Raw genomic sequence first — 12330 nt, forward strand, 5'->3', positions numbered from 1 at the left:
TTTCAACACCATAGCAGTAAAACAGCATATTTTATTGCCATATTAACTTTTTATTTAAAATATTGGGCAATAGATTGCTCTCCGAAAACACATTTTCGTTTAAATCACTACATAAAATGCTCAAACTTTCATAGAAAAAAAGAAAGATTTATTCGTCGGTATTTTTTCTTTTGCGTCTTTTTCGCTTGTCTCGAAATTTCAGAATTGGTACTTTATTTTCCGTGCCTTTAAGCAGGCGGTTAATATTTTTTTGATGTGTCAATACCAGCATCAAAGCAACGGCGATGGAAAATATGCGGTAAAAAGTAGAATTGTCGTTGAAAATAAACAGAATCAGAACAGCAAAAGCAATTCCCGAAAAAATGGAACTAAGCGACACAAATCGCGTCAAATACAAGACCAGCAAAAACACGCCTACGCAACAACCGGCAACAGCCGGCTGCAAAGCAATAATAGCTCCAAACAGAGTTGCCACGCCTTTACCGCCTTTGAAGTTCGCGAAAATGGGAAATATATGTCCGAGTACAGCAGCAAGCCCCAAACCAATCATCAGGTTGGTACGTTGCAAAGTATCGTGCGAAGCATATTTCTGCAAAGTAAAAACCAGTAGCCCTGCCGCCGCACCTTTTGCAATATCTACCGCCATTACAAAAATACCCCACTTTTGTCCCAATACCCGGAAAGTATTAGTAGCACCTGCATTTCCGCTGCCGTAATCGCGAATATCAATACCGAAAAAATGCTTGCTTACCCAAACGGATGTAGGAATTGAACCCAACAAATAAGCTATAATAAGTAATAACAGTTCTTGCATCAAATTCTTTTCGTAAACAGTAAAAGAGCAACAAAAATAGGGGTTTTGTAGAAATTATATTACAAAATGGTCAAAACGTTAACTTTTGCGCCACAGCAATGAAATCCATTGTGCCCGCTGTTGCGTGTTTAAGTGCTGTAATCCAAACGCAGAAAAAATTGAAATAATATCCATTTCATCTTCTTTCAGCAAGCCGCTTAACAATAAATACCCATTGTTACTAAGCACGTCATTTAAAGTTTGCGCATTTACCAAAATCACATTTTTATTAATATTTGCAAGCACTATATCATATTGTTCATTTTTCGCCGAAGCATCAAATGCTTTTTCTACAACAATGTTTTTGCCTGCATTATTGTTTACATTTTCAATAGCATTCTCGACTGACCAATCGTCGTTGTCCACGGCGAAAATATTTTGCGCGCCAAGCTTTTCCGCCAGAATTGCCAAAACACCCGTGCCCGTACCAAAATCAAAAACAGATTTTCCTGCAAAATCCAAGGCACGCATTTGTTGCATCATCATATAAGTTGTAGCATGATGTCCTGTACCGAAACTCATTTTAGGCGTTATCAATATTTCATGTTGTGTGCCTTGCATAGACGCATGAAAATGCGCACGCACAGTTACAAAATCGTCCACCACAACAGGTTCAAAATTGGATTCCCATAAAGCATTCCAATTCTGTTCTTCTATATTTTTAGTTGAATAATTAAATTGATATTCCTTCGATAATTCTTGCAAAAACGCTTCGTCAAAATTTTCTTTATTAATGAATGCTTTAAGCGAATTGTCGGCTTCCTCAAAACCCTCAAATCCGTCTTCGGAAAGCAAAGCAATCAATACTGCGGATTGCTCGGCTGAAATATTTTCGATAATTATTTCTGTGTAACTTTTCATTTGTAAGATTGATAGGCAAAGTAAGTCAAAGACATTCTATTTTCTTTGATTATTTTTGAAAAATGGATGCCAAATTTCAAATGTTTGAAAATCGCCTGACCAAAGTGTTCAAACACAAAAGCAAGCTCGCCCGCAGGCAAAATATTTCGTGCTATCGTGTGTACGACCATGATTTGCCGGAATTTCCTTTTTCCATCGAGTTGTATGGCGATAAAATTTATGTAGCCGAATATCTGCGCCGTCATGGTATGGAAGATGATAAACATGAATTGTGGCTGGATGAATGCCTGGATGTAATTTCTACAATAATTGAAATTGATAAAGAAAAAATATTTGTGCGCCAGCGAAAAAAAATGTCGCATCGCAGTTCAGGCGCGCAATACGAAAAGTTGGATACAGAAAGTCATTTCTTTAATGTAGAAGAATCGGGCTTGAAATTCCGTGTAAATCTGACCGATTATTTGGACACAGGTCTGTTTCTCGACCATCGCATTACACGCGGTATGGTGCGCGACGAAAGTAAAGATTTGCGTGTGCTGAATTTGTTTTGCTACACAGGTTCATTTTCTGTGTATGCCGCGAACGGTGGAGCTTTGAGCGTTACTTCGGTGGATTTGTCTAAAACGTATTTGAGTTGGGCGGAAGACAATTTCAACATCAATAAGTTGCGCGACAAAAAGAAATATCATTTCGTTCATGCAGATGTAAAACAATATTTAAAAACGCTGAAACCGAATAGTTTTGATTTAATTATTATGGATCCGCCAACGTTCAGCAACAGCAAACGCATGAAAGATATTCTCGACATTCAGCAAGACCATGTTGAATTGATTAACGATGTACTGAACGCAGCATCGCCAAATGGCATTTTGTATTTCAGTACCAATTACACCAAATTCATTCTAGACGAAAAGCAAATCAAGGCTTCACAAATAAAAGACATTACCAAAGCCACAACGCCTTTTGACTTTGAAGGAAAATTGAAAAGATGGTGTTATAAAATTTTGAAATAAATCGATATAAAACAAAAGAGGCAATCAAAAATAGACTGCCTCTTTTAAAATATTATTCAGCTGAAAAATCAGGCTTTCGCAGCTTTCTTTTTTTCGGCGGACGGTTTTTTACCAAGAAATAAATCCAGCGCTACTGCCATGTTGGGAATATCTTTAGTAGGTCCCACAATTTGCAGTTTTACTCCGGCATCAATGCAGGCTTTTTCTGTACCGCTGCCAAATGCACCACAAACAATTTTTGACTTCGGGAAATCAGGATACACATCCAGTAAAGATTTCAAGCCGCTTGGCGTAAAAAAACAAATAATATCAATTGGATATTTTTCCATCACGCTTTTCACATCATTGCTTACGGTTCGGTACATAAATGCAAGTTCAAATTCGCATTTATTATTTTTCAGCCAGCTTACAATATCGCTATCCTGCTGATTTTCACTACATACATAAAGAAATTTCTCATTCTCTTTATGTTTGTTCATCACATCAAAAAGGCTTTTGTTTGTACCGTCCGCACCAAAGAAAACTTTGCGTTTCCTGTACAAAATAAATTTTTGCAGATAAAGTGCCACCGCTTCCGTAATACAAAAATATTTCGTGTCCTGTCCTACGGAGATTTTCATCTCTTCGCACATACGAAAGAAATGGTCAATAGCATTCCGGCTGGTAAATATTACTGCCGTAAATGATAAAATATCTATCTTTTGCTTGCGAAATTCTTTTGCCGAAAGACCTTCCAACTTAATGAATGGATGAAAAACCAGCATTGCATTATGTTTTCGGGCGACGTCGTAGTAAGGCGATTTCTCAGAGCTTGGAGCCGGTTGCGTAATTAAAATAGTCAATTCTGTTTTAGCAGGAACCAAGCTGTTGCCGACACTTTTTACCATATTCAAATTTCCAACTCCGGGTTTATAAACTAATTCTTTCTAAATAATTTTTCCGAAATTCAACCACAATACCTTGTACACAATCAGCAAGGGTATAATTTCAATCGCGCAAAGGTATAAAAAAAAGTGAAAAGCGCTTATTTTCAGATTTCCACGCATCAAAATAAATGATGCGATATAACGGTATGCCAGTAAACAAACAACAATAACACTAAATGCCGAATAAATAACCGATACAACTTGCGGGCTTCCGTAAGCCACAAAAACCACAATCGGCACAAGCAACACACCTACAATTTTATTAATCGAAAACACAACATAATTGTAAGTCGATGCAGCCTGAACCTCACCAAACATCCAGCCGGATAATTTTATAACAAGATATTTTACCAGGTAAATGATACTTATTGCAACTGCGCCATACAACCAGTATTTCCATGCTGCAATGAGAGAAAAATCTTTTTCTGAAAGCTGTACCACGCAAAGGCTTACCGTAACCACAAACAAAAAATTGAGCAGCAATGCAGGCGCGACATTCTCTGCACTGTTACTTTCTCTCTGATTTTTTTTGCGAATGCGCGGCTGTAAAATAAACTGAAAAACCTGTGTAAAATATTTTGGAAAACCCACCCTGATAACCCCGACAAGCAATACAATTGCCAGAAATATAAAGAACAACAAATCCGGCGCATCCGACTGCGGATGAAGATTGATTGTGTCTGCCTCTGAACTTTTTCCGCCGGTTTTATAAAACCATTGCGGGAAAATTTTTCCCAACAAATTTTTATGATGAACCGGCGTTACAGAGGGGCTTTCAGTAGAAATATTTTTTTCGTTATTATCTTTTACAGTCGCAACATTTGCGGAAGCAGCATCTTTTTTTTGGACATTGCTATCATTCCGGGAAACATTTTTTGGAATGACAGCAATGTGATGTTTTGGAGAATCTTTTTTTGCAGAATCGGCTGTTGTCACAGATTTCTGCGCACTGTCTTTCGTTTGAGCATTCAATCCCAAACCGATAAACAACGACAATATCAAAAAGATTTTTTTTATGTGTTTAATTTTATTGTTTGTTAATTGCCACATAGAATTGGCTTCGCCGAACTCCGTTTCGCTAAAATAATCATCGCTTTAAATGTACAAGATTCTTATAGCTCATTTCATCAATGCTGCAAAGATGCTTGGTTTTTCGTAAAAAATTACTTTGAGGTTTTGAAAATAATTCTTGGCAGCAACTTTCCTATCTTTGTTTCTATGCAAATAACGCTGAAAAATTTAATTCCCATTCCGCTCAAGGAAAATCTAAGTAAACGTCCGTCGGATGTATGGCACAATCAAGTGGAATTTGAACAAGGAAGTCGTATAAAAATTAAAGCGCCAAGCGGCACAGGAAAAACTACGCTCATTCATTACATCTACAAGCTGCGGACAGATTATGAGGGAAATGTATTGTGGGGAAATAAAGACGTGCGTCAAATTTCCGGCGATGAACTTGCAGGCAATCGCCAACAAAACATCAGCGTAATTTTTCAGGATTTGCGTCTGTTTGAAAATCTCACGGCGCGGGAAAACATCGAGCTGAACCGCGTGTTGCAAAAGCCTTTTTGCGAATCGTCCAAGATTGACGAAATGGCTGAAAAACTTGGCGTACCGCATATTTTAAACCAGCGTGCAGGCATTTGCAGTTACGGCGAGCAACAACGGATTGCCATTATCCGCGCATTGATTCAACCCTTTTCTATGTTAATTATGGACGAACCTTTCAGCCATCTTGACAAAAAAAATTCAGAGAAAGCTGCACAGCTGATTGACGAAGAATGTACGAAACGCAATGCAGGCTTCGTTCTCACAGATTTGGACGATGATACTTTTTTCAACTACACAACTTTACTTAATTTATAAATCGTGAACGGCAAGTTTGGTTCATATCTCACGATTCACGAAACTCACGATTTTATGCTGAACAATTTATTAAAAAAAATTATCAAATCCGGCGCGGGTCGCGTGCGTTATGTGTTGGCAATGATTGGTTTGAGCGTGGCGCTATTATTGATTTTGGCAGCTATTCAATTGCAGGCAAATTATTACCAATTGCTTCACGGCAATAATTCGCAGGACAGCATTGCTAATTTTTTAGTTGTAAACAAAATTGTTTCGTCGCAAACGCGCGGTAACACACAACTTTCGGATGACGAAATTGATGATTTGAAAAAGCAACCTTTCATCGATGCGGTTGGCATAGTTACGCCTGCGCGATTCAAGGTTTCGGCAACAGGCGGAAACACGCTTCCTTTTTATACCGAAATGTTTTTTGAAAGCGTACCAAACGATTTTCTCGATATAAATAATCCCGGCTGGCAATGGAACGACCAATCGCAGTTTATTCCGGTTGTGATACCGAATGCTTTTCTCGATTTATATAATTTCGGTTTTGCTGCTTCGCAAGGTTTGCCGCAGCTTTCACAGGATTTGATTAAAAACATTCCCATCCGGTTAAGTATTCAAGCGCCAAGCGGCGTGAAAAATTATTATGCAAAAATTGTTGGTTTCAGTGACAGAATTTCATCTATTCTTGTACCGCAGAGTTTTATGGATTGGGCGAATGAAAATTTTGCTACCGAAGCTCCCAAAGGTGCGTCGCGCGTAGTCATCCGCACAAAAGACCCAAGCAATCCGCAACTTACGGATTATTTGAAACAACATAATCTTACAACCGATACAGAGAAAACGCGATTCAGCAAATACCGGAAAATTGTTTCATTTGTCGTGAGCATTTCATGGTTTACCGGCGTTGCCATGTTATTATTTGCATTGCTGGTTTTCAGCTTGTTTATTGAGCTTACAATTGCGAGCAGCAAAGAAGAAATCAAACTCTTAATCACACTTGGCTCTGCGCCAAAGCAGTTGAAAAATTTTATGATGAAACAATTGTTTCCGTCTAACATCGTTATTATGATTGTAGTGTTAATCATCATCAGTTTATTGCAATTTTTGTTACACAAATTTTTACTTGGGCAAAGCATGATGATTAGTCCGCTTATTTCTTTATGGACTTTATTGTCGGCACTGATAGTGCTGTTGATTCTGTGGATTGTTCATGTGCGAACAATCGGGAAACAAATAAAGAATTAGTGGCACAATATTTTCGTTATGCCACTTTAGCTTTTGAATTTTTGCTGAATGAATCTGAATCCGAGATACAAAAAAATACTCAACTACGTTGTTGGTCCCGTACTATTCGTGATATTAGCTTTTTCTATTTATCACAAAATTGTAAAGCAACCTCACCTCAAAGAATCATGGCAATCGATACGCGAAACCATTGCGCGCCATTATTACTTGCTTGCGCTGATGATTGCGCTGATGTTCATCAACTGGACAATTGAAGCGCGCAAATGGCAATTGCTGATTCGTCCTGTGCAGCGCGTAAGTTTGTTTACAGGCTTTAAAGCAGTTCTCTCCGGGCTTTCGCTTTCTTTATTTATTCCTAACGGCGCAGGCGAATATCTTGGTCGTATGTTGTATATGAGCGAAGGCAACCGGCTGCGCTCTGTCGCTGTCAGTTTTGTAGGAAGCCTCAGTCAATTATTAGTCACGCTGATTGTTGGCGTAATCGGGTTACACTATTTATTGGCAAATGTTCCGGCATTTGGCGCGGACATTATCGGACTGAATAAATTCTGGCTGAAGGCTTTATTGTATGCCGTATATATTTTTATTGTTTTCTTTTTGTTATTATATTTTAAAATTTCTTTGTTTGTAACATGGTTCGAAAAAATTCCGTTTGTTTACAAGCACAGAGTTTTAATAAACAGTTTAGAGAGTTTTCATAAGCATTTATTATTGCGTATTCTGTTACTGTCTTTTTTCCGGTACACGATTTTTATAGCGCAATATGTGTTGATGTTTTATTTGTTCAATGTATCCATGCCTTTGTTTTGGGCAATCGGTTCGGCAAGCGTATTCTTTCTTTTGCTGGCAATTGTGCCAACTGTTCCGATTGCAGAACTGGGCGTGCGTGGAGAAATCAGCATCCGGGTTTTTGGCGCCCTTGCGCAGAATACGCTGGGCATCATCAGCGCAACGGGTTTTATATGGTTGTTAAATATTATCATACCGTCATTGGCGGGAAGTTTGTTTGTATTAAGTTTGAGGATATTTAAAAACAGGAATTAAAATAAGTGAACAATAGCATGAAGAAATATATTTTGATAATATTGTTATCTGCATGGCACTGCGCGGCGTTCTCACAAACGGATGATGCCTTATGCGGTATGGAAAATACTTCTTTTAAAGCCGGCGAATCTTTTACGCTCACGGTTTATTATTCCGTTGCAGGAATTTATGTGAGCGCCGGTACGGCAACCGTAAGTACATCGCTCGGCACTTTCAACAATAAACCTGTATATCATATTTTGTGTTTGGGAAAATCCGGCTCGTCATACGACTGGATTTTCAAAGTGCGCGACCGGTACGAAAGTTATATTGATACGGCAACCATGCAATCGTTGAAGTTTATCCGTCAAATTCATGAAGGAAGTTATAAGAAAAATGAAGATGTTGCATTCAACCGGGAAACCAATACAACCGTTACCAACAAAGGCGTATATAAAACACCTGAATGTATACAGGATGTAATAAGTGCTGTGTTCAATGCGCGTAATGTTGATTATTCAAGATATAAAATTAACGACCGGATTCCTTTTAAAATGTTTCTGGACAATCAGGTCTACAATCTTTACGTCCGATATATGGGCAAAGAAAAAGTAAAAACACGCTTCGGTACTTTCAACGCCATAAAACTGAAACCGCTTTTGATTAAAGGCGAAATGTTTAAAGGCGGCGAAAAAATGACACTCTGGGTAAGCGACGATGCCAATCATATTCCGCTTCGCGTGGAAAGCCCGATAACAGTAGGTTCCATCAAAGTGGATATGACGGGATATAAAGGATTGAGGTATGCGTTGAGTTCGCAAGTGAAGTAAATTCTGTTTTATGAAAATTGTAAAAATTGTCATGCGACTGATTATTGGAATTGGTATTCTAATTTTTGGCGTAATGTCGATTAAAATAAGTTTTGCGCCACAAGACTTAGGGTTATTTCGTGAAATATTATATGTACCTTTTATTTTAATTATCGTTTTTACGATATTAGCTTTTATTTTAGACAAAAGTTATTTTAATCTCAATAAGAAATATTATCAATTTACAATCAGCATTATCGGCTTTCTTTTTTGCACAATTACTACATTTAGATATTTGTATATTCAGTCAATTGATAAATTTCAGACTATTTTGGAAATAGAAAACAAAGCAGGTGCAAATAACGTTTGGGATTTTGAATTTAAGAATAATGGACACTTTCGTTTAGTAGAAGACAGCCGGTTAGGCGAAACAATTTTTCATGGAACATATTTCAAAACTAAAGATACAATACACATTATCAGTTCCAACTATAAAAATGTTATGTCTAAATTCCCTCAAATCGGAATAATAAAAAACGATACAATGTTTTGGCAAAATTCAGACACAATGCTTGTAAAGAAATATTAATCCAAAAACCTCTCTCTCAATTCCTTTGTAGGAATCATGCAACTTTCTCGCTTTCCAAACCATTTATAACGGTTACGCGCAATAAAACGATAAACACTATCACGAATAAATTTAGGTACGATTAAAAACGCGGAAAGCAGTCGCCACGCGCCGTTCAGCTTTTGTGCAATGTGCAATGCGGCGGAAGATTCTTTATAAATTTTATCGTCACGAATTAATAAAATACTCTGTGGCGGCTCGGCAATTTTTATATCATGTTTTGTCAAAAATTCTTTTGCAAAACCCGATTGCAACGAAGCGAATTTGTACACATTCCTTTTATCGTGCCTGATGATAAATTGCACCGCGCCGTTGCACAAATTGCAAACGCCGTCGAATAAAACAATATCGTACGACAGCCGATTCATTAATGTTCAATTTCTTTAATTAAACTTTCAACATCCGCGTAACTTTTTTTGTCCAAAATATGGTCGCCTTGCATCAAAAAATAAGTAGGATTACAACGCGCAGCCGTTTTCTCAACAACTGCATCCAACCGTAATAATGTAACATCCTGCGGAAATAATTTTTGTGCGCCTTCTGCCGCAGGCGAAGCAACAAATACTTTCAAGCTCTTTCCTGCTGCAGCTTTCAGCACATTATCAAAATCTGCTTTTTGCATATTCCAGTCATCAAAATCCTTTGCCAATACTAAAATATATTTGCTTTGCTGCTGCAAAATTTCCTGCGTTGTATCTGCACCTTCTAAAGTTTGCAAAGCAAAATCCGCAATCGGAGGCTCGGCATTTCCTTTGCGAATAATCTTGTCATACCTGTCCACATATTCATAAGTCGAATCAAAATCAGCCGGAAAATGTTCCGCATCAAACTCTACAACCTGTCCGTTCTTTTTATACTTAAAAGTAACAACTGTGCTGTCGGGAATTGCGCCCGGTGGTACTTTCATTTCTTCTAACAAATGATTTCCTTTTTTATAAGGAAGACAATCCAGCACAGGTAAATGTTTTAATGTATAAGCCTGGAACCCAATGCCAATCAGTATTCCAACAACGATGATTGTAATAGAAATATTTTTATTTTTGAATAAAGGCTGAATTTTTTTCCGGTAAGAAAAGATAATTAATATCAAGATTATTAACGCAATGTCTTTCATAAAAGACTGGACGGGCGACAATGGAAGACAATCGCCGAAGCATCCGCAGGTTCTGAATTTGCCGCTCAAAGCCGCGTAGCCCGTGAGAAACGCGAAAAAAATCGTGAGCAACAAAATCAGCCATGCAAATAATTCCATGCAAAAACCGACAATCATGGCAACGCCCAAAACTATCTCAAACAAATTCATCAAAAACGACAAAGCGAATGTGAAGTTGTCGAAAGATTGCATCCCCCACGCTTCAAAAAATTCCTGCATTTTGTAGCTCAAACCCAACGTATCATTGGCTTTGATGAGTCCTGAAAAGATGAACAACAAGCCAACAATCCAACGAATGATTAAAATAAGTTTCTTCATTTTATTACACAAATTTTATCGAATTACACGAATTATTTTATAAGTAACGATGTGAAAAATATTGAAAACCTTTGCACGTCATTCCCGCACAGGCGGGAATCTCTTTTCGTGCGTAATAATTTTTTGTCAGGAGATGCCGAAACAAGTTCGGCATGACGTCCAAGCGCGTTCTTATTTCTTCTTTGTGTTCCTTTGTGTCGTTGTGACTTTGTGGTTCAAATAAATCTTTCAAATCTCACAAATCATGATTCTAACAATATCAACGCGAACGCAGCATAATTCAATATGTCCACATAATTCGCATCAAGCCCTTCGCTTACCAATAATTTTTCTTCGTTTTGCAAAATACTTTTCATGCGCAACAACTTTTGAATAATCAAATCCACAAAACTTTCCATGCTCATTTCGCGCCACGCTTCGCCGTAATCGTGATTTTTTGAAAGCATGGTTTCTTTTGCAAAACTAATTTTTTCGTTATACAGTTTTTCAATCTCATTTGCGCTCAAATCCGCATCAATCGTAGGTTTTAACTCCAATTGAATTAAACCGATGACCGAATAATTAATAATTCCCATAAATTCCGAAGGAATATCGTCCGCCACTTTTTGCGTTTTCAGCTCCTGTAAATTGCGGATGCGCAAGGCTTTGATAAAAATCTGGTCAATCACGGAAATCGTGCGCAGCACGCGCCACGAAGCGCCGTAATCTTTTGCTTTCTTTAAAAAAATATCTTTGCATACATTTATCACGCAGTCAAACTGCTGTGCGGTATCGCTCATAAAATAAAAAATCGTTTAGCTACAAAAATAATAGAAAAATATGTTTACGCTCAATTGCAAAGGAACGCTTTTAACACTGGATAGACCTGCGGTAATGGGCATTATAAATGTTAATAATAATTCTTTTTTCAAAAACAGCAGGCACGCTTCCATCGACGACGCTTTGAACACGGCAAAAAAAATGCTTGAAGAAGGCGCAACATTTCTCGACGTTGGCGGACAAAGCACCAGCCCTGAAAGCCTTGCTGCAACCGCATTTGAAGAATTGGAAAGAGTTGTTCCCACGATTGAAGCGATTATAAAAGAGTTTCCCGAAACCATAATTTCAATAGATACTTTTTATGCCGAAGTGGCGAAAGCCGCCGTAAACGCAGGCGCAAAAATAGTGAACGATATTAGTGCCGGCGACCTGGACAACCAAATGCTGGAAACCGTTGCTGCGCTGGATGTTCCGTTTATTGCGATGCACATGAAAGGAACACCTCAAACCATGAAAAATTTGTCGCAATACGAAAATGTTACGCGCGAAGTGTTGGATTATTTTATTAAAAAAATTGATGAATGTAACAAAGCCGGCATTAAAGATGTGATTGTTGATGTAGGCTTTGGTTTTGCGAAAAACATTGCACAAAACTTTGAGTTGATGAAAAATTTATCCATTTTTAAAATGCTCGAAAAGCCCTTATTGGTGGGCGTTTCGCGCAAATCGACTATTTATAAAACACTGCACACAACGCCCGAAAATGCGTTAAACGGAACAACGGTTTTAAATACGGTTGCTTTGCAAAACGGCGCCAATATTATCCGCGTTCACGATGTAAAAGAAGCGATGGAAGCAGTTACATTGTTAGAGAAATTAGAAGCATTTTAA

14 protein-coding genes are annotated in these 12330 nt (G+C 38.0%); 7 read left to right on the forward strand and 7 right to left on the reverse strand.

Going from position 1 to position 12330, the window contains the following annotated elements:
• Positions 1-148: 148 nt before the first annotated feature.
• Positions 149-814, reverse strand: coding sequence for a glycerol-3-phosphate 1-O-acyltransferase PlsY (gene plsY, locus A9P82_RS07765; RefSeq protein WP_066206334.1), 666 nt, complete (start codon positions 812-814; stop codon positions 149-151).
• 78 nt (positions 815-892) lie between these two features.
• Positions 893-1714 carry a 50S ribosomal protein L11 methyltransferase gene (prmA, locus tag A9P82_RS07770; protein WP_066206337.1) on the reverse strand — a complete coding sequence of 274 codons (822 nt, stop codon included), beginning with the start codon at positions 1712-1714 and terminating at the stop codon, positions 893-895.
• A 62-nt stretch (positions 1715-1776) separates the two neighbouring features.
• On the opposite strand from prmA, the gene A9P82_RS07775 reads away from it, so the two are divergent.
• Positions 1777-2727, forward strand: coding sequence for a class I SAM-dependent methyltransferase (locus A9P82_RS07775; protein ID WP_066206340.1), 951 nt, complete (start codon positions 1777-1779; stop codon positions 2725-2727).
• Between the two features lie 68 nt (positions 2728-2795).
• Here A9P82_RS07775 and A9P82_RS07780 read toward each other — a convergent pair whose 3' ends face one another.
• Both A9P82_RS07780 and A9P82_RS07785 read right to left on the reverse strand, forming a co-directional pair.
• Complete coding sequence (locus A9P82_RS07780; protein WP_066206343.1) at positions 2796-3614, reverse strand: uroporphyrinogen-III synthase; 819 nt, start codon at positions 3612-3614, stop codon at positions 2796-2798.
• A 39-nt stretch (positions 3615-3653) separates the two neighbouring features.
• A complete protein-coding gene (locus A9P82_RS07785; protein ID WP_066206345.1) occupies positions 3654-4703 on the reverse strand; it encodes a DUF4271 domain-containing protein in 1050 nt (349 codons plus the stop codon).
• A 126-nt stretch (positions 4704-4829) separates the two neighbouring features.
• On the opposite strand from A9P82_RS07785, the gene A9P82_RS07790 reads away from it, so the two are divergent.
• Genes A9P82_RS07790 through A9P82_RS07810 form a run of 5 tightly spaced genes read left to right on the forward strand, consistent with a single transcriptional unit; the run spans position 4830 to position 9170 of the window.
• On the forward strand, positions 4830-5519 hold the full coding sequence (locus tag A9P82_RS07790; RefSeq protein ID WP_156522627.1) for an ATP-binding cassette domain-containing protein: 690 nt from the start codon (positions 4830-4832) through the stop codon (positions 5517-5519).
• A 3-nt stretch (positions 5520-5522) separates the two neighbouring features.
• Positions 5523-6749 (forward strand): ABC transporter permease family protein, encoded by a 1227-nt coding sequence (locus A9P82_RS07795; protein WP_066206349.1) that lies wholly within the window; start codon positions 5523-5525, stop codon positions 6747-6749.
• Positions 6750-6797: 48 nt separating this feature from the next.
• On the forward strand, positions 6798-7793 hold the full coding sequence (locus A9P82_RS07800) for a lysylphosphatidylglycerol synthase domain-containing protein (RefSeq protein WP_066206351.1): 996 nt from the start codon (positions 6798-6800) through the stop codon (positions 7791-7793).
• A 17-nt stretch (positions 7794-7810) separates the two neighbouring features.
• Positions 7811-8602 (forward strand): DUF3108 domain-containing protein, encoded by a 792-nt coding sequence (locus A9P82_RS07805; protein ID WP_066206353.1) that lies wholly within the window; start codon positions 7811-7813, stop codon positions 8600-8602.
• A gap of 10 nt (positions 8603-8612) precedes the next feature.
• Positions 8613-9170, forward strand: a complete 558-nt coding sequence (locus A9P82_RS07810) for a hypothetical protein (protein ID WP_066206356.1) — start codon at positions 8613-8615, stop codon at positions 9168-9170.
• Here the strand turns inward: A9P82_RS07810 and A9P82_RS07815 are convergent.
• The 3 genes from A9P82_RS07815 to A9P82_RS07825 form a co-directional block, all read right to left on the reverse strand.
• A complete protein-coding gene (locus tag A9P82_RS07815; protein WP_066206359.1) occupies positions 9167-9577 on the reverse strand; it encodes a thiol-disulfide oxidoreductase DCC family protein in 411 nt (136 codons plus the stop codon). The two genes, A9P82_RS07810 and A9P82_RS07815, sit on opposite strands and share 4 nt — an antisense overlap.
• Positions 9577-10680, reverse strand: a complete 1104-nt coding sequence (locus tag A9P82_RS07820) for a BT_3928 family protein (RefSeq protein WP_066206362.1) — start codon at positions 10678-10680, stop codon at positions 9577-9579. Before A9P82_RS07820 ends, A9P82_RS07815 begins: the two co-directional genes overlap by 1 nt.
• A 242-nt stretch (positions 10681-10922) precedes the next feature.
• Positions 10923-11459: a DUF1599 domain-containing protein gene (locus A9P82_RS07825; RefSeq protein WP_066206365.1), complete on the reverse strand. Its 537-nt coding sequence runs from the start codon at positions 11457-11459 to the stop codon at positions 10923-10925.
• Positions 11460-11499: 40 nt separating this feature from the next.
• Between A9P82_RS07825 and folP the strand changes: the two genes are divergently transcribed.
• The gene (gene folP, locus A9P82_RS07830) at positions 11500-12330 is read left to right on the forward strand and encodes a dihydropteroate synthase (RefSeq protein ID WP_066206367.1); all 831 of its coding nucleotides are present in this window, start codon (positions 11500-11502) and stop codon (positions 12328-12330) included.

Source organism: Arachidicoccus sp. BS20, assembly GCF_001659705.1.
Lineage (GTDB): Bacteria > Bacteroidota > Bacteroidia > Chitinophagales > Chitinophagaceae > Arachidicoccus.